General features: G+C 64.6%; 16 protein-coding genes, 1 tRNA gene and 2 pseudogenes. 10 read left to right on the forward strand and 9 right to left on the reverse strand.

Translation table 11 applies throughout. The features are described from left to right. Positions 1-90: 90 nt before the first annotated feature. Positions 91-255: a hypothetical protein gene (locus CLM73_RS28980; RefSeq protein WP_158685894.1), complete on the reverse strand. Its 165-nt coding sequence runs from the start codon at positions 253-255 to the stop codon at positions 91-93. A gap of 1 nt (position 256) precedes the next feature. After that, positions 257-967 carry a gp53-like domain-containing protein gene (locus tag CLM73_RS19715; protein WP_105239867.1) on the reverse strand — a complete coding sequence of 237 codons (711 nt, stop codon included), beginning with the start codon at positions 965-967 and terminating at the stop codon, positions 257-259. Between the two features lie 137 nt (positions 968-1104). Here CLM73_RS19715 and CLM73_RS19720 point away from each other — a divergent pair, with 137 nt between their 5' ends. Continuing rightward, the gene (locus CLM73_RS19720; RefSeq protein ID WP_105239868.1) at positions 1105-1956 is read left to right on the forward strand and encodes a site-specific integrase; all 852 of its coding nucleotides are present in this window, start codon (positions 1105-1107) and stop codon (positions 1954-1956) included. Positions 1957-2045: 89 nt separating this feature from the next. Here the strand turns inward: CLM73_RS19720 and CLM73_RS19725 are convergent. Continuing rightward, a tRNA-His gene (locus CLM73_RS19725) sits at positions 2046-2121 on the reverse strand. Positions 2122-2352: 231 nt separating this feature from the next. On the opposite strand from CLM73_RS19725, the gene CLM73_RS19730 reads away from it, so the two are divergent. Further along, positions 2353-3810 carry a phospholipase D-like domain-containing protein gene (locus CLM73_RS19730; protein ID WP_105239869.1) on the forward strand — a complete coding sequence of 486 codons (1458 nt, stop codon included), beginning with the start codon at positions 2353-2355 and terminating at the stop codon, positions 3808-3810. A 63-nt stretch (positions 3811-3873) separates the two neighbouring features. Here CLM73_RS19730 and CLM73_RS19735 read toward each other — a convergent pair. Continuing rightward, positions 3874-4014 (reverse strand): annotated as a pseudogene (locus tag CLM73_RS19735) (PaaI family thioesterase); the annotation flags it as partial. A 61-nt stretch (positions 4015-4075) separates the two neighbouring features. Between CLM73_RS19735 and CLM73_RS19745 the strand changes: the two are divergent. After that, positions 4076-5196 (forward strand): IS3 family transposase gene (locus CLM73_RS19745; RefSeq protein ID WP_418904920.1). Its coding sequence is split into 2 segments (ribosomal slippage): positions 4076-4325 and positions 4325-5196, totalling 1122 coding nucleotides; the frame shifts between segments, so codons are not numbered across the junction. Positions 5197-5212: 16 nt separating this feature from the next. On the opposite strand, the pseudogene CLM73_RS19750 reads toward CLM73_RS19745, so the two are convergent. After that, positions 5213-5503: pseudogene (locus tag CLM73_RS19750) on the reverse strand (PaaI family thioesterase); the annotation flags it as partial. A 219-nt stretch (positions 5504-5722) separates the two neighbouring features. Between CLM73_RS19750 and CLM73_RS19755 the strand changes: the two are divergent. Next, the gene (locus tag CLM73_RS19755) at positions 5723-6595 is read left to right on the forward strand and encodes an NAD(P)-dependent oxidoreductase (RefSeq protein ID WP_105239871.1); all 873 of its coding nucleotides are present in this window, start codon (positions 5723-5725) and stop codon (positions 6593-6595) included. A gap of 56 nt (positions 6596-6651) precedes the next feature. On the opposite strand, the gene CLM73_RS19760 is transcribed toward CLM73_RS19755, so the two are convergent. Both CLM73_RS19760 and CLM73_RS19765 read right to left on the reverse strand, forming a co-directional pair. Next, positions 6652-7923, reverse strand: coding sequence for an MFS transporter (locus CLM73_RS19760; RefSeq protein ID WP_105239872.1), 1272 nt, complete (start codon positions 7921-7923; stop codon positions 6652-6654). Between the two features lie 246 nt (positions 7924-8169). After that, entirely contained in the window at positions 8170-8739 is a 570-nt protein-coding gene (locus tag CLM73_RS19765) for a helix-turn-helix domain-containing protein (protein WP_105239873.1), read from the reverse strand. 51 nt (positions 8740-8790) lie between these two features. On the opposite strand from CLM73_RS19765, the gene CLM73_RS19770 reads away from it, so the two are divergent. Next, complete coding sequence (locus CLM73_RS19770; protein ID WP_105239874.1) at positions 8791-9672, forward strand: DMT family transporter; 882 nt, start codon at positions 8791-8793, stop codon at positions 9670-9672. Positions 9673-9734: 62 nt separating this feature from the next. Here CLM73_RS19770 and CLM73_RS19775 read toward each other — a convergent pair whose 3' ends face one another. Beyond that, positions 9735-10391, reverse strand: coding sequence for a GntR family transcriptional regulator (locus CLM73_RS19775; RefSeq protein ID WP_105239875.1), 657 nt, complete (start codon positions 10389-10391; stop codon positions 9735-9737). A gap of 215 nt (positions 10392-10606) precedes the next feature. Here CLM73_RS19775 and CLM73_RS19780 point away from each other — a divergent pair, with 215 nt between their 5' ends. The 4 genes from CLM73_RS19780 to CLM73_RS19795 all read left to right on the forward strand — a co-directional run bounded on the left by CLM73_RS19780 (position 10607) and on the right by CLM73_RS19795 (position 15479). Further along, on the forward strand, positions 10607-11581 hold the full coding sequence (locus tag CLM73_RS19780; protein ID WP_105239876.1) for a Bug family tripartite tricarboxylate transporter substrate binding protein: 975 nt from the start codon (positions 10607-10609) through the stop codon (positions 11579-11581). A 24-nt stretch (positions 11582-11605) separates the two neighbouring features. Then, positions 11606-13201 (forward strand): gamma-glutamyltransferase, encoded by a 1596-nt coding sequence (gene ggt, locus CLM73_RS19785; protein ID WP_105239877.1) that lies wholly within the window; start codon positions 11606-11608, stop codon positions 13199-13201. A 161-nt stretch (positions 13202-13362) separates the two neighbouring features. Continuing rightward, on the forward strand, positions 13363-14766 hold the full coding sequence (locus CLM73_RS19790; protein WP_105239878.1) for a trypsin-like peptidase domain-containing protein: 1404 nt from the start codon (positions 13363-13365) through the stop codon (positions 14764-14766). Between the two features lie 134 nt (positions 14767-14900). Next, a complete protein-coding gene (locus CLM73_RS19795; protein ID WP_158685895.1) occupies positions 14901-15479 on the forward strand; it encodes a DUF3455 domain-containing protein in 579 nt (192 codons plus the stop codon). An 82-nt stretch (positions 15480-15561) separates the two neighbouring features. Here the strand turns inward: CLM73_RS19795 and CLM73_RS28985 are convergent, their stop codons facing one another. Further along, a complete protein-coding gene (locus tag CLM73_RS28985) occupies positions 15562-16017 on the reverse strand; it encodes a hypothetical protein (protein ID WP_158685896.1) in 456 nt (151 codons plus the stop codon). 128 nt (positions 16018-16145) lie between these two features. On the opposite strand from CLM73_RS28985, the gene CLM73_RS28990 reads away from it, so the two are divergent. After that, the gene (locus CLM73_RS28990; protein WP_158685897.1) at positions 16146-16478 is read left to right on the forward strand and encodes a hypothetical protein; all 333 of its coding nucleotides are present in this window, start codon (positions 16146-16148) and stop codon (positions 16476-16478) included. Positions 16479-16741 lie beyond the last annotated feature (263 nt).

The following is a 16741-nucleotide window of genomic DNA, read 5'->3' on the forward strand; positions in this document are numbered from 1 at the left end:
ATTTCGAAACTGTCGGACCCCGTCTCGACGATTTCTTGCTCATGCCTGGATTCGGATTGAATATAGGCTTCAGCCACGCTGGCGGGGACTTCAAACCCGTCTTTCGGCCACGTTCCGTTTTCTTCGTACGTGGCGCGGAAGATTGTCGGGAAAACCTTGCGCGTCGATGGTGAGTAGGAATATCGGCGGCACAGGCTCATTCTCGGCCACCGATTCATTCTGCACAGGTTCAAGCTCGACATTCTCGTTTTCCATATCAGTTCCCGATGGCGAGGTAGTAGAGGTTGGGCGCTTGCGCTGCTTCGTTCGACGTCGCTCCGGTAAATGAAACCGACGCGGTCGTCATGCCTGCAACGCTGATCGTATCCAGCGCGTTCGGCGTATTGCCGATGGTCGGAAACACGCCAAAGATGTTGTTCGGGAAAGGGATCGGCAAGGTCGCCGCATACGATCCGGTGTAATAGACTGGATTGGTATTGTTGTTCAGCGTGATCGTGCCCCGCCCCCATTGCAGAATCAGGCCGCCAAGCCACGACGGGAAAGAAAGATATCCGTTATTTCCCAGGGACATGGAGAAGCCGAAACGCAGCTTCTTGGGCGTGACGATGGTAGCGTCGTCGGTTCCGGCGTTCGTTTGCGCTTGCGTTGCGACGCGAGCAATGCCAGCCGCAGCCTCCGTCGCGGGAATCACGCGGCCGCTGACGAACTGGCCCAGCTTGAGCGGAGTTACGGCGCGCGTGTCATCGGTCGCCGCTCCAGTCTCGGCGGTCGTTGCAATCTCAATAAGGCCTGCGACAGACTCGGTCGCAGGGACGACGCGACCGCTGACAAATTGTCCGAGCTTCAACGGAGTCACCGCGCGCGTGTCGTCCGTTGCCGCACCGGTCTCAGCCGTTGTCGCAATCTCGATGACACCGGCGACGGTCTGCGTCGCCGGGACCACGCGTCCGCTGACGAATTGCCCCAACCTCAAAGGCGTTACAGCGCGGGTACTACACCATCATTAACAAGAAGTACCACGGCCTCGGGAATGACCGGGCAGCTGCCGAACGACAGGCCAGAGAACTGGAGGGCGGCGGCTTCGCTAGGGGTTCTATTGCAGATATGTGCAAAGGATTCATTGCATTCCAGAGATCGCTGATTCAGAAAGCGGACCCCTCAGCTCTAGCCGAGCGAACCGTAGACGACTACGAGGACGCATTCGACACACACCTCTTGCCATTGTTCGGACACATGAAGCCGCGGGAGTTCAAGCCGGCCCACAAGGGGAAATACCTTGATGCCATGCGCGAGAAAGGAAGGGGCACCCGGGCAAACCGCGAAATGGCTGCTCTGGGGTCTGCGTTCAACTACGGTATTCGACACGGCTTGGCCGACGCGAACCCGTGCCACGGCGTGAGCCGCAACCCAGAGCGGCCGAGATCCAGAAAGCCTGAGAACGTCGAAGTGAACAGGTTCGTGGAGATCGCCAACTCTCGGGGTGAAGGCAGCTATATGACGGCGCTGATAGGCCTCATGGTTGGCATCACTGGACGCCGACGAGCTGAGATTCTAGAGCTTGAGGAATCGGCATTGACTGCCGAGGGTGTCAAAGTGAGGGCCGCAAAGCTGAAGGCTACGGAAGCTGATCGCGAGTACCTGATATCTTGGTCCCCTCTCCTCAGCACGCTGCTCAAGGAGGCCGTGGGGCTATCCAAGCGTCACGGCACGGCATATGTATTCGCTGCGCGCTCGGGCGCACCGTATACGGATTCCGGGTTCAAAGCGAACTGGTCAAAGATAATGGCCGACTTCGTGAAAGCTGGCGGGGAGCGCTTTACGGCGCATGACCTGCGCGCCATGTACGTCACTGAGATGGTCAGCCGGGAGCAGAACCCTGAAACCCACAAAAACGCCGCCACAACACGCCGCGTTTATGACCGCCGCCGGAAGGTGAAGGTCACCCCAACGTTCTAATTAAATTAGAGAGCGCCTCAGATATTAGAAATTTGCAGGCAGCAGAAAAGAAAAAAGCCGCTCTAAGCGGCTGATTTCTTTGAAATTCTTGGGGTGGCTGATGGGGCTCGAACCCACGACAACCGGAATCACAATCCGGGACTCTACCAACTGAGCTACAGCCACCACTGGTACTGCTCTGCACTTCAGTTTCCCTCAGTGCTTTACTTCACTACCTTCATCGCCGCGCGTCTTTGAAATCTGTTTCGAAAGATGCTCAACAACGAAGAGGCCGAATTCTAGCACGATTTTTTGAAGGATGTGAAATCGCCTTCGAAAAGTAGTCTTGCCACAGGCGGCAGCCTTGCTATTCTTGCGCTTGGTTAAACACAGGAGGCCGTGTCTCAAGCCGTCGCCATGGATCGCATACACGCATTTTTGATCGAATACTGGCCTCATGTTGCCTTTGCCATCAGCATCGTGGCGGGCACGGGCGCGGCGGTGCATGCCGCGATGACCAAGCAGGATGTGCGGGCGGCCATTGGCTGGGTGGGGGTGGCGATGTTCTCGCCGATCCTCGGGGCGCTCTTCTATTTTGTGGCGGGGATCAACCGTATCCGCAAGACGCGGGTGTCGCAGCAGCGGGACGACGCGATGCTTGAGGATGCCGGGCAGGTTGCGACCGCGCCGGTGGATGTGGTGCCGATTTCGGGCGAGCAGTTTGCGTCGTTAAAGGTGCTGGGCGACCGCGTGAGCCGGTTCGAGCTTCTGGGCGGCAACGAAGTGCGGCCGCTGTCGGGTGGCGACGAGACGTATCCCGCGATGTTGCAGGCCATCCGCGAGGCGCAGCACTCGGTGGCAATGCAGAGCTACATCTTCGATAACGATCCGATCGGGCGCGAGATGGCCGAGGCGCTGATCGAAGCGCAGGCGCGCGGCGTGCAGGTGCGGGTGCTGATCGATGCGGTGGGATCGAAGTATTCCCGGCCGCCGATCGTGCGCATGCTGGCGCAAGCGGGCGTTCCCGTGGCGCGGTTCATGACCAATCCGCTGGGTGTCCTGCGCATGCCCTACGCGAATCTGCGCAGCCACCGCAAGGTGCTGGTGGTTGACGGACGCGTGGGGTTCACGGGCGGCATGAACGTGCGGGCGGCGTTTGTCAGCGCGCTGGCGGGGGATGCCACCAATCACGATACGCATTTCCGCGTGGAAGGACCCATCGTGACGCAGCTCATGTCGGTGTTCGCGCATGACTGGAATTTCACGACGCACGAATCGCTGTCGGCCAAGCCGTGGTTCGATCCTGATTACCTGCCGCCGTCGGGCCGCGTGCCGATCCGCTGTGTGCCGTCCGGCCCGGACCGCGCGCTGGGTAGCACGCACAACATGCTGCTGGGTGCGTTGGCCGTGGCGCGGCATCACGTGCGGATTCAGTCGCCCTACTTTCTGCCCGATCAGACGCTGATCGGTGCGCTGGCCACGGCTGCGCGCCGCGGCATCGTGGTGGACATCGTGATTCCGGGCAAGAACAATCTGCGGCTGGTGGACTACGCGATGACCGCGCAGCTTGACCAGGTGGTGCGCACGGGCTGCCGCGTGTGGCGATCGAGCGGTGCGTTCGATCACTCCAAGTTGATGACGGTTGATGGCGCCTGGACTTATGCCGGCTCGTCGAACCTGGACCCGCGCAGCCTGCGATTGAATTTCGAGCTGGACACCGAGATCTACGATCCCGAGGTGGCGCGCTGGATCGGCGCGCGCGTTGATGCGTTGATCGCCAACGCGCACCGCGTGACGCTGGAGGATCTGCTGCAGGCGCCCTTTACGAAACGCCTTCGCAACAAGGTGATCTGGCTGGCCACGCCTTATCTGTAGCGCGGCTCACGGTACGGTTTCGCGGGTGATTGCCTGTGCTGCCGGCCATGCCGGCTTCGCCGATCAGCCGTCCGAAGCAGGCACCGCAGCATGCCGCACCGCGAATACGGCGCTCGCCTTGAGCATGACGCGGCCTTCCACCTGCAGGCGGCAGGTCGCGTAGATGAGACGTTTGCCCTGCTTGTCGATCTGCACGTGGGCCTCATGACCTGCACCCCGTGATTAGTACGAAATCGATGTAGAGTCCGTTCCCAAAGGAATGGCAATGAAGAAACGATTCACGGAAGAACAAATCATCGGCGTGCTCAAGGAGGCCGATGCAGGAGTAAAGCCCGCAGAATTGTGCCGCAAGCACGGTATCGCCGAGGCAACGTACTACAACTGGAAGGCGAAGTTCGGTGGTATGACGGTGTCGGACGCTCAACGGCTCAAGGAGTTGGAGCAGGAGAACAACAGGCTCAAGAAGCTGTTGGCCGAGTCGATGCTGGACAAGGCGGCGCTTCAGGATCTGCTAAGCCGAAAGTAGTCAGCCCGCAGGCTAAGCGCGAGGCGGTCAGGACATTGATGACCGCGCGCAGCATGGGTGTTACCCGGGCCTGCGGGCTGGTAGGAATTTCGCGGTCGCTGTTTGCCTACGAGAGCACGCGCACGGGCGATGCTGCGCTGACCGAGCGCATGAAAGAGATGGCAGTGGCCAAACGACGCTACGGCTATCGGAGGATCCACGTGCTCTTACGTCGCGAAGGCTGGCAAGCAAATCACAAACGTGTCTGGCGGCTGTACAGCCTGGCAGGGTTGAGCGTGCGCAAACGCAAGCGTAAGCGCCTCGCGGCGATCGAGCGCGTGGTTCGCCCAGCGGCGACCGCGCCGAATCAAAGTTGGTCGATGGACTTTGTGGCCGACGGCCTGGCCTATGGCCGCCGGTTCCGTTGTTTGAATATCGTCGATGACTACACTCGCGAATGCCTGGCAATCGAGGTCGATACGTCGTTGCCGGGAGTGCGTGTTGCCACGGTGCTGCAACGGCTGGCTGAAATGCGTGGGCTGCCGCGGTCTATTACCGTGGACAACGGGCCGGAGTTCGCAGGAAGAGCCTTGGATGCCTGGGCCTACCAAGCCGGCGTAAAGCTGTCGTTTATTCGGCCGGGCAAGCCGGTGGAGAACGCTTATATCGAAAGTTTCAACGGCAAGTTCCGCGACGAATGCCTTAACGAGCACTGGTTCTTGTCCTTGCGACAGGCCAAAAACTTGATCGAAAACTGGCGGGTCGAGTACAACACCGATCGGCCCCACAGTGCGCTCGGATATTTAACCCCGGCGCAATTCGTGCTGGCGCATCAGCAAAAAGGTCTTTTACCCCTGGACTCCATGTCGGTGCCGTACTAAATCTGGGTGCAGGTCACTCAAGCCAGTCGCCGGGATTGACGGCGTTCAAAAACTCAACGGACATCTGCGCCGTGACCACAGACACGTGGGCGTCTTCCGAGATGACCAGGCCGAGCGCACTGTCGGCGAACGTGGCCAGAAATCCCCCATGCGCCATGCCGTGCATGTTGCCGTGCGCCGTGGTGACACGCAGCGCCAGCACGTTGTCGGCCTTGCGGCGGTAGAACGGGCCGAGGTCGTTCAGGTGGCGCATGAACTGGCTGCTGGGATACCAGGGCGTGAAACCGGCGGGAAGGGAGTCTGTCATGGCTGGCGATGCAAGAGTCCCGAAGGACGATCCCCGAAAGTATTCCAGACGCGCGGGCGCAGGCATAGCGCGGTGATCGGGGCGCGGACGCATGCGGAATCCTCAACACACGCCCCCCATGGCGGCGGACAGTCGCCGCGCCCTCCCGGCCCCGCCCGCTCCTTCTGAGGGTAAGATTTACGGCACAACAATCACCCTACATGGCAGGAGCATTTGAAGATGGCGAAAGTCGGCATGGTTGGTATCGGCCTCATGGGCCACGGCATTGCAAGCAATCTGGTCAAGCATGGTCACGCGCTGACCGTGCTGGAACACCCGGGCAACCAGCCGCTGGATGCGCTCAAGGCTGCAGGCGCAGTCAGCGTGGCGAGCGGCGCCGAGTTGGCGGCACAGTCGGATGTGATCATCCTGTGCGTCACGGGCAGTCCGCAAGTCGAAGCCGTGCTGCTGTCGCCGGCCGGCGTGCTCGAGGGGCTGCGTCCCGGCACGGTCATCATCGACTGCTCGACGGCCATCCCGTCGTCGACCCTGAAGGTTGCACAGGCCGTCACTGAAAGCGGCGGACGCTTTCTGGACGCCCCCATGACGCGCACCCCGAAGGAAGCCGCCGAAGGCCGTCTGAATCTCCTGGTGGGCGGCGACGCGGCGCTCTTCGAGGAATGCAAGCCGCTGCTCGCCTGCTTTGCCGAAAACATCACGCATGCCGGCCCGGTGGGCGCAGGCCACCGCATGAAGCTGCTGCACAACTATGTGTCGCTGGGCGTGGTGGCGCTGCTGTCCGAAGCCGCGGCGTGCGCGCTGCGCTCGGACATCGACCCGGCGGTCTTTGCCGACGTGCTGACCAAGGGCGGCGGCGGGGGGGTGGCGCTGGAGCGCATCAAGCCCTATCTGCTGGAACAGGACCCGTCGTCGCTGCGCTTTTTCATGTCGAACGCGCAGAAGGATCTTTCGTACTACAACACCATGGCCGCCGAAGCCGGTGCGGTCCGCGAGATCGGCGCCGCCGTGCAGCAGACGTTCGATCAGGCGGTCGCGCAAGGCGGCGGCGAGCGTTATGTGCCCGAGCTGGTGTCGTTGCTGAAAGACCGCTAACGCCTGCGGGCCAGGGGTGCGGCGCACCCCTGGCATACCGCCGCCGCTCGGACGATTCAGCGGCTGGCGGCAGGCACCGCGCTTGGCGCGCGCAGGATGCCGCGCGGCGGCAAGCGCATCGAGATGAACGCGGCCAGGAACAGCAGCGTGCCGGCCGACCCGAACGCCACCCAGTGCGTGCCAAACGTCTCGAACGCCCAGCCGCCCAGCCATGAGCTGATCATGCCGCCGATCTGATGGCCCAGATACGTCAGGCCGTAGAGCACGCCGACCAGCCGAATGCCATAGACGTCGGCCAGGATGGCCGAGGACAGCGCGATGCTGCCGGCCCAGACGATGCCGCCGATGGTGGCGGCCAGATACAGTTCCCAATGCGCGCCCACCATGACCAGCGCGAAAAAACCGAGGCCCCGCACCAGATAGATGGCGGCAAGGATGTTGCGGCGTTCGACCTGATCGGACATGCGGCCCAGCACCAGGGTGCTGAAAATGGCGACCAGGCCGATCAGGCCGATACCCAGCGAGCTGGTGGTGGCGTCAAAGCCGTGGTCCATCAGCATGGGCATGCCGTGCGTGCCCAGCAAATTCATGCTGAACCCACAGGCAAACAAGCCCAACGCGACTTGCCAGAACGGCAACGTTCGCAGGGCATCACCCAGCCTTGGCGCGGGCGTCTTGGCTGCCGGTTTGGCCGCGCCGGTCTTTTCGATGATCTGGTGGGGCAGCAGGTCGGTGTGCTCGGGCGCCTCGTCGCGCATCACAAAGAGCGCAACCGGCACGGTCAGCAGCGCAAACAGCACCGCAAAGCCCAGCAGCGTTTCCTGCCAGCCCACGGCCGAGATGGCGTAGGTAAGCGTGGGAGTCATTAGCGCAATGCCGGCCATCGACCCCGTGGACAGGAAGAAGAGCGCCATGCCGCGCTGGCGCGTGAACCAGCGGCTGATCACGGGCGTCAGCGCGACCGGGCTGGTGAAGGCCAGGCCGATGGACAGCGCGACGCCGAAGGCCAGCAGGAATTCGAGCGGGCCGCGCGCGAAGACGGTCCAGATCGAGGCCAGTACAACGATGGCCGTGCCGGTCAACAGCACGAAACGCGTGCCGCGCACGCTGACCAGATAGCCGGCGAGCGGCATGCCCAGGCCATAGCACAGCATGCCGATTGCGACGATGCCCGAGAGCAGGCTGCGCGAAAAACCCAGCCCCTCGGCCATGGGCAGGAAGAACGGCCCGATGCCCATGCGCAGGCCGACCGTAAACAGGGTGAGTACCGTGGCGGCGCCGACGATGTTCCAGCCGAAATACCAGCCGCCCGACTCTTGCTTGTCCAATCCTCTTCTCCTCGATGTCTTTTTTATGGCCGCTTGCGCGCCAGGACTTGCAGACACCGAGGGCAGGCACGGAGGGATGCTCCGCTGTCGACAGGGGGTGGGAAGGACCAGGCGTGAATCGGCTTGCTCGCGCCAGCGGACTGACGCCGCCGGACGCGTCATATTACTCCCGGCTATATGCGAATGCGACGGAGATCCGCAAATGCTGTCCGGTGAGCGGCCAGGCCGGTTTCGCCCAGCTCTGCCCTACCGCAGCACGTTACGCACGAACCGCAGGCGAATGTCTTCGTCGTTGTAGTAAGCGTAGGGCTGCGCGCTGCTGTAGATGGCGAAATCGTCGGCGGCGATGCGCTGCGATTGTCCGGAAAGATCCAGGCGCAGTGAGCCTTCGATCACATAGATCATTTCGTGCCAGCCGTCGGGATCGGGTTCGGCGATGTATTGTTCGCCGGCTTCCAGCGTCCAGATCCAGAGCTGCGCTTCGCCGCTGGCCGGGGCGGCGCCCAGCAGGATCGCGCGGCTGCCCGGTTGCTTGCCTTGCCATGCGGTTGCCTCGATGCGCCGGTGTTCCCGCGCGGGGTCACTGACCAGGTCGACGAATCCCACGCCCAAGGGCGCGGCCAATTTGTCCAGGCTGGCCAGGCTGACATTGGCGGAACCTGCTTCCAGACCGGCGATCATGCGGCGACTGATGCCGGAAGCTTCTGCCAGATTCGACTGACTCCAGCCCGCCTGTTTGCGCAACCGGCGAAGGTTGGCCGCCACGTGGGAAAGGACATTCGGTGTGGAAGGCAAAATGTGCAGTATATTGCTCAAAAATTTTGACAAGCATACCTCGTCAGCTGAGCCGTGGAAACCAACAAATCAATGTTCGCCTTGTCCCGCCAGGAAATCGCCCTGGTGCTGGTCACCATGTTGTGGGGTAGCACATTCCTCATCATTCACATCGCCATGCAGCACAGCGGCCCGCTGTTTTTCGTAGGCCTGCGGTTCACCATCGCGGGGCTGATGGCGCTACTGGTGTTTCGCAAGCACATGGCCGGACTGACCCGGTATGAGCTGGGCGCCGGCATTGCGATTGGCAGTGCCCTGTTCCTGGGCTATTACCTGCAGACCCACGGCCTTCGCACCATTACGAGCAGCCAGTCCGCGTTCATCACGGCGCTTTACGTGCCGATCGTGCCGTTGCTGCAATGGGCGGCCTTGAAGCGTCCGCCGGGATTGATGAGCTGGATCGGCGTGGGGCTGGCGTTTACCGGGCTGATCCTGCTGGCCGGTCCGGAGGCAGGGACGTTGAGTTTTTCACCGGGCGAGGCAGCCACGCTGGCTGGCGCGGTGGCGATTGCCGCAGAGATCATCCTGATCGGCCTGTTCGCCAGCAAGGTCGACAGCCGCCGCGTGACGTTCGTGCAACTGATGACGGCGGGGCTGTTGTCATTTGCGTTGATGCCGGTGTTGGGCGAGGCGATTCCGGCGTTCTCGTGGCTGTGGGCGGGCGCCGCGATCGGTCTGGGGCTGGCCAGCGCCGTTATTCAGTTGACGATGAACTGGGCGCAGAAATCGGTGTCGCCAACGCGTGCGACGGTGATTTACGCAGGCGAGCCGGTTTGGGGAGGGATCGTCGGGCGGCTGGCGGGCGACCGTCTGCCGGCGCTGGCGCTGGTCGGCGCGGCGCTGATCGTGGCGGGTGTGATTGCGAGCGAGGCGAAGATCGGGCGCAGGAAGAAGGGCGCGTTAAAGGGTGTGTGACGCCCTAAAGGGCTGATTTCTGTTGAGCGGTGTCTGACACCCAGGGCGCGGCCGCACGTGGATCAGCCCGCCTGCTCCAGAAACGCCTGCAAGGCGGGTACCGTGTTCAGCACGTGCTGGCGCATCGCCGCTTCGCAGCGTGAGGCGTCGCGGGTTTGCAGCGCGTCGATCAGTTCCTGGTGCGATTCGCGGACGCGCAGCACGCGGCCGGGTTGGGCGGCCCAGAGGCGCATATAGGGTTCGACGACCGAGTGCAGTTCCGAGATCTGGTTCAGCAGGCGCGGTTGTTTACAGAAGCTGCACAGGTATTCGTGGAATTCGCGGTGGGCGGCGGTCCAGTCGAGGTCTTCGCTTGCGCCCTGGTCCAGCTGTTCGAGCATGTTGGTAAGGCGGCGGATGTGTTCGGGTCCCATGTTGGCCACGGCATTGCGGGTGGCCAAGCCTTCCAGGACCGAGCGCATTTCGAAGACCTCGAGCATCTCCTGCTGATTCAGGCCGCGTACCACCGCACCACGATTGGCGCGGATTTCGACCAGGCCTTCCGAAGCCAGGCGACGCAGCGCGCCGCGCACCGGCATGCGGCTGGTGCCGATTTCGGCGGCCACCACGTCAGGCACGAGGCGCTGGCCGGGCGCATAGCGGCCCAGGCGGATTTCGCGCTGTAGATGCAGGTACGCCTCGTCTTCGGCGCTGATGGCTGTCTTCTGGAATTGCAGCACTGACGTCCCCGGGCTGGAAAAGCCGCCATGATAGATAAGGGCGAAAATAACACAAACTGGATCCAATGATCCATGGATGCAAATCCTAATGGCCGGGGATGCGTCGCTTGCGTTTAATTCAGGGCAGGACGCGGCAGACCGCGCCTGCTCGGCCGGAACGGGCAAGAGATCCGACCCGGCCCATACGCTTTCCATAACGCGATCAAGGGGAATCCATGAAACTTCGTCTCATCCGGGCGCTGGCAGGCGCCGCCGCGATGGCCTTCGGGGCCCAAGCGGCCGCGCAAGCCACGGACTGGCCGCAGCATCCCGTGCGCATCGTCGTGCCCTTCCAGGCCGGCTCGGCCACGGACCTGATCTCGCGCCAGCTTGGCGCGGCGCTGTCCGCCGAACTGGGTCAGCCCTTCGTCATCGAGGCCCGCCCGGGCGCCGCGGCCGCGATCGGCAGCGCGTCGGTCGCGCGGTCGGCGGCGGACGGCTACACGTTGCTGATGGGCGGCCCGGCTGCCGTCGTCACCAACCGCTTCCTGCAAAAGCGCCTGGCTTATGACCCCGACGCCTTCGAGCTGGTGTCGATGGTGGCCTACACGCCGAACATCCTGCTGGCCAATCCGTCGCAGCCGTTCAAAACGCTGCCCGAAATGGTGGCCTACGCGCGCGCCAATCCCGGCAAGCTGACGTACGCCTCGTTCGGCACGGGCACGACCTCGCACATGGCGGGCGAGATGCTCAAGTCCGTTGCCGGCATCGACATCCTGCACGTGCCCTACAAGGGCGCCGGCGAAGCCATCCCCGCCCTGCTGAGCGGTCAGGTATCGATGTACTTCGACACCATCATGACCGGCCTGCCCCAAGCCAAGAGCGGCTCGCTGCTGGCGCTGGGCATGTCCAATTCGCAGCGCTCGGCGCTGGCGCCGGACATCCCCACGATTGCCGAACAAGGCTTCTCGGGCTACGACATCGCGCCGTGGTACGGCCTTGTCGCGCCGCAGGGCACGCCCGCGCCGATCCTCGACAAGCTCAACCAGGCCGTCAACAAAGTGCTCGCCGATCCCGCATTGCGCGGTAAGCTCGCCGAAGCCGGCGCCGAGCCGCGTGGCGGCAGCCGCGAGGAATTCGCCGCCTTCATCAAGGCCGAGATTCCGCGCACCAAGCAGCTGATCGACCAGGCCGGCATCACCCCGCAGTAATTTTTCTAACGAGTTCCAGCATCCATGTCCTCCCCCTTCGATTGGTCTTTTCCGTACGCTTCCCGAAAAATGCCGGTCCTGGCCGCCAACGCGGTCGCGACCAGCCAGCCGCTGGCTGCGCAGGCGGGACTACGCATGCTGCTGGCCGGTGGTAATGCGGTTGACAGCGCCATTGCCACCGCGATCGCCCTGACCGTCGTCGAACCCGTGATGAACGGGATCGGCGGCGATATGTTTGCCCTGGTCTGGCACGACGGCCAGCTCCACGGCCTGAACTCCAGCGGCTGTGCGCCGGCCGCGTGGACGCCCGATTACTTCAAGGGCCGCGACGCCATGCCGGGAACCGGCTGGGGCACGGTCACCGTGCCGGGCCAGATTGCCGGCTGGAAGGCCCTGTCCGACCGCTTCGGCAAGCTGCCCTTCGCCAAGCTTTTCGAACCCGCGATCGCCTACGCCGAGGAAGGCTTTGCGGTGTCGCCCACCATTGCGCGCCAATGGGCCAACCAGGCGCCCAAGCTTGCGGCCGAGCCCGGCTTTGCCGAGGCCTTCCTGCCGCAGGGCCGCGCGCCTCAGGCGGGCGAATGGTGGCGCTTTCCGGACCAGGCCAAGACCCTGCGCGACATCGCCGAAACCGGCGGCGAAAGCTTCTACCGCGGCGAACTGGCCCGCAAGATCGCAGACTACGCCAGCAAGACGGGCGGCGCGCTCAGCGCCGTGGACCTGGCCGAACATCAGGCCGAATGGGTCAAGCCTATCTCGCAGTCGTTCCGCGACTACGAGCTGCACGAGATCCCGCCCAGCGGCCAGGGCATTTCGGCGCTGATGGCGCTGGGCATGCTGGAACAATTCGACCTGGAAGGCATGGGCCGGGACAGCGCCGACTACTACCACGTCAGCATCGAAGCCATGAAGCTGGCGTTTGCCGACCTGCACCATCACGTCGCCGATCCGCGCCACATGCGCACCGATGCGCGCGCCCTGCTCGACCGCGCCTATCTGGCCGAGCGCGCCCGCCTGATCTCGATGGACCGCGCCAGCGTGCCCACCGCAGGCACGCCTGCCACCGGCGGCACCGTCTACCTGACCGCGGCGGACGCCAGCGGCACGATGGTGTCGTTCATCCAGTCCAACTATCACGGTTTCGGCTCGGGCGTGGTCGTGCCGGGCACCGGCATCAGCCTGCACAACCGCGGCCTGAACTTCGTGCTGACGCCCGGCCACGTCAACCAGGTCGCGCCGCGCAAGAAGCCGATGCACACCATCATCCCCGCGTTCGTGACGCGTGGCGGCCAGCCCCTCATGTCGTTTGGCGTGATGGGCGGCTCGATGCAGGCGCAGGGCCATCTGCAGATGGTCACGCGCTTGGCCGCCTTCGGCCAGAACCCGCAGGCCATGAGCGATGCGCCGCGCTTCCGCGTCGAGAAGGGCCCGGTCGTGAACGTGGAATCGCATCTGCCGGCGGACGTCGTCGATACGCTGCGCGCGCGCGGCCACAACGTCGCGGTGGCGCCGGTGGACAGCCTCGAATTCGGCTCGGCGCAGCTCATCTGCCGCCTGCCGCAAGGCGGCTACTTGGCGGCTTCGGACTCGCGCCGCGACGGGCAAGCGGTCGGCTTCTGACGCATTGCGGGGCACGCCGGGCTTTTCCTGGGGGAAGTTCGGCGACAATCCGTGACCTGCCGGCGCGCGTCCGCGCGCTGGCAGCCTGCCGCCTTCGCGCGCCGTCACATCCCTGCAGCAGCGCCGCCCGATACTGCCGCGTCGCTGCATGAAGGACCGAAATGCCCCACCCGGCTTCACCGCCCCGCCTTAAATTCGCACCCGCCACGCGGCGCGCTCTCCTGATCTTCCAACGCCTGCCCGCCGCGCTGGCCGCCGTCAGCCTGCTTGTGTTGGCGTCGGCGCCCCTGCCCGGCCGCGCGGCGCTGCCTGTGGCTGTCGGCGGCCAACCTCTGCCCTCGCTGGCGCCGATGCTCGAACGCGTCACGCCGGCCGTGGTCAACATTTCAGCCTCCAGCGACGCTGCGGCATCGAGCGGCGGCCGCGCCGTCCCGCCCGGCAGCCTGCGGCAGAACGTGGGCTCGGGCGTCATCGTGGACGCAAGCCAAGGCAATATCCTGACCAACCATCACGTGGTGCGCGGCGCATCCGCCATCCGCGTGTCGCTGCAGGACGGGCGCACGTTCAACGCCACGGTGGTGGGCAGCGACCCGGATACGGATCTGGCCGTGCTGCGCATCGCCGCGCAGAACCTGCAAGCGCTGACGCTGTCCGACTCCAGCGACCTGCGCGTGGGCGATTTCGTGGTGGCGATCGGCGATCCCTACGGCCTCGGACAGTCGGCGTCGTCCGGCATCGTTTCCGCGCTGGACCGGTCCAGTCTGCGCGCCGCGGGCTACCAGAACTTCATCCAGACCGACGCATCCATCAATCCCGGCAACTCGGGCGGCGCGCTGGTCAACCTGAACGGCGATCTGGTCGGCATCAACACCATGATCTACACGCCCTCGGGCGGCAACGTGGGCATCGGCTTTGCCATCCCGTCGAATCTGGCGGGCGAAGTCATGCAGCAACTGCTGCAACACGGGCAGGTGCAGCGCGGCGGACTAGGCTTGGACACGCTGGACATCACGCCGCGCAATACCCGCCAGCTTGGACTGGCGCCGGGATCGACCGGCGTCGTCGTGGCGCGGGTCGCCGATGGCTCGCCCGCACAAAAGGCGGGCGTTCAGGCCCGCGACCAGATCCTGTCCATCGACGGCAAGACGATCGGCTCCAGTGCCCAACTGCGCAACGCGGAAGGCCTGTTGCCGGTGGGCCGCCAAGTGCGTTTGGGATTGTCCCGCGCCGGCGCAAAGACCGAGGTCCTGCTGCGCATCGAGCCCGAACAGAACGAGCGCCTTCATGCCGGATCGCTGGACGCCCGGATGATGGGCGTGGAGTTTTCCGAGGTGGGACGCGCGCAACGCGTGCAGGGCAATGACGGCGCTGCGGTCAGCGCCACGTTTCCCGATCGCGGCCCCGTGGCCGCCCGGCTTCAGCGCGGGGACATCGTCATCGGCGTGAACCAGCGGCCGGTCAGCACGCTGGCCGACCTGCGCAACCTGCTAGCCGGCGCAGGCGCGCAGCCGCTGGTGCTGACACTCTTGCGCGGCCGAACCGCCTACACACTGCAGGTGAATTGAGCGATGCGTTGCCCGGGAATCGTGGCAGAATGGCCCGATCCGGCGCGCGGCGCCGGCCCTCGGGCAAGCCTTCTCGCCATACCAATGCCATCGCGGGCGCGCCCGGCCCGCCCGGCCAGTCACTAGGAGCATGGATGAACTGCATTCCGACTCAAGCGCGCCTGAAGCAGACCCAACTGAAGCAGACCCGCCTGACGCTGACCCGCCTGCTGCTGACGGCTGGCCTCGCGGTTATCGCGACCGGCGCGGCCGCACAAGACAAGGCGCCGCAGATCATGCAGGTGCCCGCCGACAATCGCATCATCTGGCAGGCGCCGGCTGAAGGCGCCATCACGTACGAATGCCGGCTGACGCAAACCGACGGCGCGCGCTACACGTGGGTCATCGCGGGCGCGGCCGCCACGTTGGGCGCGGGCCAGTCCGGACAGACCGGCACCTACAAGAGTCCGCCGGAAACCTGGCGGGCGGCCGACGGGTCGACCTTGACCGGCATGGAAACCGTGCGCGCCAATGCCGGGCCTGACCGCCTGTACGACCAGCTCGTCCTGGCCAATCCGTCATCGGGCGTGGGACTGTTGACCGGCGTGACCTACATCCAGCGGTTCGTGCGCGCGGGCGGCGGCGTGCCGCAGGCGCCCTGCTCGGCGGCCAACAAGGGCCAACGGGAGCAGGTCAAATACCAGGCCGATTACGTGTTCTGGAAACCGAACTGACGTTGGATCAGAGAACGGGCGCACGGCGGCGCAGGCACCTACGCCCGCCGTCCGAGCCATTGCATCGGGCAAACACAGGGCGTCATGGCGCCACCGACATGCCCTGCTTCAACGCGTCGACCAGCCCGGGATGCCGGGCTTTTTCTTGCGTGAGTGTGTAGGCGGAAAACGTCACCACCTTCTTGCCTGACGCCGCGAACAGCGCCGTCAGCTCGGCCGGACGGCCAGACAGCTTGCTGGTCGCGTCCAACTGAAAGACGCCGATGCTGCCGACCTTGAACGCGCCGTCGCCCGTCTTCTTGAACGTTGGCACTGCTTCCTTCTGCTGCGACTGAAAGCCCGCGGCCATCGCGCCCAACGTGAATGCGTCGTCGTCGCCGACGGCCAGTTCGACCGGCACATCGATCACGATGATGGCCTGCATGGTGGCGCGATTCAGATAGATCTTGCCGGAGACCTCGGGCGTTGCCGGGTCCGCCGGAAATTCGGTTTCGGTGAAGCCCGCGGGGATGAGGACCTTGAGCTTGCCGTCGAGCACCTGCAGCGTCTGCGGCTGCGGCGGCGGAGCGGTGGCGGCATCGAATGCGGCTCCGTTAGGGTCCTGTTGGGTGGCGGCCGGCGATCCGGCGGGCGGCGCTCCGGCGGGCGGAGGCGTCGCTGCTGGCGATGCCGGTGATGCGGGTGCCGGCGCTGCGGGTGCTGCCGGCGCGGGCGATGCCGGCGCGGGCGATGCCGGCGCGGGCGATGCTGATGCGGGCGATGCTGGTGCGGGCGAAGCTGGTGCAGGCGAAGCTGGTGCAGGCGCTGCGGGAGCTGGCGCGGCTGGCGCAGGCGATGCAGCTGCTGGCGCTGCGGGGGCCGCTGCGGCAGACGCGGGTGCCGCTGCCGCCGCTGCATCCGCCGACTGAACATTCTGGGCCTGCGCCGATGCGCCTACGGCCATGGCCAGCGCCAACGCCAATGTCGTTTCCGCGAGCCGTGCGTTGTGCGTGTGCATAGCAATCCGATGATTAGGCTGAGCGTTCAATACTACAACGACAGCCCCCTGCCCTCGGGCGATGACGGTCCGTCAGGGTGATCCAAAATGCTACGCAATCCGGCATCCGCAAATGGCAAAGCCCGCGCGAAGGATGCGCGGGCTTTCAGATTGCCGTGATCGGAGTTCGGGTGAGCGGACTGGGAGTGGAGCTAGGGAGGTGGCCGCTTTTTTCGCGTCTGTGGCCGGGTAAGACGCCCAATCCGCTCAGTGCAACCGCGGTGCA

The sequence above is a fragment of the Achromobacter spanius genome, assembly GCF_002966795.1.
Classification (GTDB): domain Bacteria; phylum Pseudomonadota; class Gammaproteobacteria; order Burkholderiales; family Burkholderiaceae_B; genus Achromobacter; species Achromobacter spanius_D.

What these genes read in the sequence shown, in the direction of transcription:
- CLM73_RS19730 (WP_105239869.1), top strand. Translation starts at nt 2,353, where the DNA reads ATGGATCGCATACACGCATTTTTGATCGAATACTGGCCTCATGTTGCC.
- CLM73_RS19755 (WP_105239871.1), top strand. Translation starts at nt 5,723, where the DNA reads ATGGCGAAAGTCGGCATGGTTGGTATCGGCCTCATGGGCCACGGCATT.
- CLM73_RS19780 (WP_105239876.1), top strand. Translation starts at nt 10,607, where the DNA reads ATGAAACTTCGTCTCATCCGGGCGCTGGCAGGCGCCGCCGCGATGGCC.
- CLM73_RS19720 (WP_105239868.1), top strand. Translation starts at nt 1,105, where the DNA reads ATGTGCAAAGGATTCATTGCATTCCAGAGATCGCTGATTCAGAAAGCG.
- CLM73_RS28980 (WP_158685894.1), bottom strand. Translation starts at nt 255, where the DNA reads ATGGAAAACGAGAATGTCGAGCTTGAACCTGTGCAGAATGAATCGGTG.
- CLM73_RS19790 (WP_105239878.1), top strand. Translation starts at nt 13,363, where the DNA reads ATGCCCCACCCGGCTTCACCGCCCCGCCTTAAATTCGCACCCGCCACG.
- CLM73_RS19770 (WP_105239874.1), top strand. Translation starts at nt 8,791, where the DNA reads ATGTTCGCCTTGTCCCGCCAGGAAATCGCCCTGGTGCTGGTCACCATG.
- CLM73_RS19795 (WP_158685895.1), top strand. Translation starts at nt 14,901, where the DNA reads ATGAACTGCATTCCGACTCAAGCGCGCCTGAAGCAGACCCAACTGAAG.
- ggt (WP_105239877.1), top strand. Translation starts at nt 11,606, where the DNA reads ATGTCCTCCCCCTTCGATTGGTCTTTTCCGTACGCTTCCCGAAAAATG.
- CLM73_RS28990 (WP_158685897.1), top strand. Translation starts at nt 16,146, where the DNA reads ATGCCGGTGATGCGGGTGCCGGCGCTGCGGGTGCTGCCGGCGCGGGCG.